This window comes from Winogradskyella bathintestinalis (assembly GCF_030407435.1).
Lineage (GTDB): Bacteria > Bacteroidota > Bacteroidia > Flavobacteriales > Flavobacteriaceae > Winogradskyella > Winogradskyella bathintestinalis.
On sequence record NZ_JASDDK010000021.1, the window covers coordinates 2,501 to 5,344 of the forward strand.

Genomic DNA, 2,844 nt, shown 5'->3' on the forward strand with positions numbered 1-2,844 from the left:
GACTGCGATATTTGAGCTATAATGAATTAGAACGCTTTGGAAATAGCGACCATAGAGGGTGATAGTCCCGTATAAGTAAAGAATAGTAAGATAGCAGTATCCTGAGTAGTGCGGGGCACGTGAAACCCTGTGTGAATCTGTGGGGACCATCCCATAAGGCTAAATACTCCTGAGAGACCGATAGTGAACTAGTACCGTGAGGGAAAGGTGAAAAGAACCCTGAATAAGGGAGTGAAATAGAACCTGAAACCATACGCTTACAAGCGGTCGGAGCAGACTTGATCTGTGACGGCGTGCCTTTTGCATAATGAGCCTACGAGTTACCGTTGCTAGCAAGGTTAAGGACTTCAGGTCCGGATCCGTAGCGAAAGCGAGTCTGAATAGGGCGCTTTAGTTAGTAGTGGTAGACGCGAAACCGTGTGATCTACCCATGGGCAGGGTGAAGCTGTGGTAACACACAGTGGAGGCCCGAACCGGTTGACGTTGAAAAGTCTTCGGATGACCTGTGGGTAGGGGTGAAAGGCCAATCAAACTCGGAAATAGCTCGTACTCCCCGAAATGCATTTAGGTGCAGCGTTGATTTATAGTTTTATAGAGGTAGAGCTACTGATTGGATGCGGGGGCTTCACCGCCTACCAATTCCTGACAAACTCCGAATGCTATAAAATGTTAATCAGCAGTGAGGGCATGGGTGCTAAGGTCCATGTCCGAGAGGGAAAGAACCCAGACCATCAGCTAAGGTCCCCAAATGTATGTTAAGTTGAATAAACGAGGTTGGATTGCATAGACAGCTAGGATGTTGGCTTGGAAGCAGCCATTCATTTAAAGAGTGCGTAACAGCTCACTAGTCGAGCGATCCGGCATGGATAATAATCGGGCATAAACATACTACCGAAGCTATGGACTTGTAAAAGTGGTAGGGGAGCATTGTAGTGTCGTCGAAGGTGTACTGCGAGGTATGCTGGAGAAGCTACAAAAGAAAATGTAGGCATAAGTAACGATAATGCGGGCGAGAAACCCGCACACCGAAAGACTAAGGTTTCCTCAGCTATGCTAATCAGCTGAGGGTTAGTCGGGACCTAACGCGAACCCGAAAGGGGTAGTGGATGGACAACAGGTTAATATTCCTGTACCTGCTCACACTAAAAGTGACGGAGGCGAAAAGTTAGTGCGTACTGACGGAAATGTACGTTGAAGCGAGTAGTAATACCGCGATAGTACACTGAGACTACGGTCAAGGTGATAATCTAGCAAATCGACTTCCAAGAAAAGCGAGTGAAGCAGCCCGTACCCTAAACCGACACAGGTAGTTGGGATGAGAATTCTAAGGTGCTCGAGAGATTCATGGCTAAGGAACTAGGCAAAATGGACGCGTAACTTCGGGAGAAGCGTCGCCCCCTTCTGGGGGGGCCGCAGTGAAAAAGTCCAGGCGACTGTTTATCAAAAACACAGGGCTCTGCTAAATCGAAAGATGATGTATAGGGCCTGACACCTGCCCGGTGCTGGAAGGTTAAGTGGAGGGTTTAGAAGTTTACTTCGAAGATCTCAAATGAAGCCCCAGTAAACGGCGGCCGTAACTATAACGGTCCTAAGGTAGCGAAATTCCTTGTCGGGTAAGTTCCGACCTGCACGAATGGTGTAACGATCTGGACACTGTCTCAGCCATGAGCTCGGTGAAATTGTAGTATCGGTGAAGATGCCGATTACCCGCAGTGGGACGAAAAGACCCCGTGAACCTTTACTATAGCTTAGTATTGGCTTTGGATAAGTAATGTGTAGGATAGGTGGGAGACTTCGATCGTGCGTCGCTAGGCGTACGTTAGTCATTGTTGAAATACCACCCTTTGCTTATCTAGAGTCTAACCTCTAACCAGGGACAGTGCTTGGTGGGTAGTTTGACTGGGGTGGTCGCCTCCAAAAGAGTAACGGAGGCTTCTAAAGGTTCCCTCAGCACGCTTGGTAACCGTGCGTAGAGTGCAATGGCATAAGGGAGCTTGACTGAGAGACATACAGGTCGATCAGGTACGAAAGTAGAGCATAGTGATCCGGTGGTTCCGCATGGAAGGGCCATCGCTCAAAGGATAAAAGGTACTCCGGGGATAACAGGCTGATCTCCCCCAAGAGCTCATATCGACGGGGGGGTTTGGCACCTCGATGTCGGCTCGTCACATCCTGGGGCTGGAGAAGGTCCCAAGGGTTGGGCTGTTCGCCCATTAAAGTGGCACGCGAGCTGGGTTCAGAACGTCGTGAGACAGTTCGGTCTCTATCTACTGTGGGCGTTAGAAATTTGAGTGGATCTGACTCTAGTACGAGAGGACCGAGTTGGACGAACCTCTGGTGTACCTGTTGTTCCGCCAGGAGCATTGCAGGGTAGCTACGTTCGGAAGGGATAAGCGCTGAAAGCATATAAGCGCGAAACCCACCACAAGATGAGATTTCTTTAAAGGGTCGTGGAAGATGACCACGTTGATAGGCTATAGGTGTAAAGGCAGTAATGTCATAGCCGAGTAGTACTAATAACCCATAGGTTTATTGTCACTTCGACTTCGCTTAAGTGACCAGTAATGAGCACTTAAGCGAGTCTGTTTTTTTATAAATTACCAATTAAATTATAGCATTGTATCTATTGACCTTTAGCGTCTTTTCAATATGTCAACAATATTAGTGTTGATTTTTTATAACAACCCAAGTTCTGAAATTACTTCAGAATAAAAACTTAAGGTGGTTATAGCGACGGGGCTCACCTCTTACCATTCCGAACAGAGTAGTTAAGCCCGTTTGCGCCGATGGTACTGCTTTACTGTGGAAGAGTAGGTCGCCGCCTTTTTTAGAAACCCTTACTAT

General features: G+C 47.7%; 2 rRNA genes (1 of these 2 running past the window's edge). Both read left to right on the forward strand.

Features of this window, described 5'->3' with window-relative positions:
- Positions 1-2,537, forward strand: a 23S ribosomal RNA gene (locus tag QMA06_RS16320) (it extends 290 nt beyond the left edge of the window).
- A 180-nt stretch (positions 2,538-2,717) separates the two neighbouring features.
- Positions 2,718-2,827 (forward strand): 5S ribosomal RNA (gene rrf / locus QMA06_RS16325).
- The last annotated feature ends 17 nt before the right edge of the window (positions 2,828-2,844 follow it).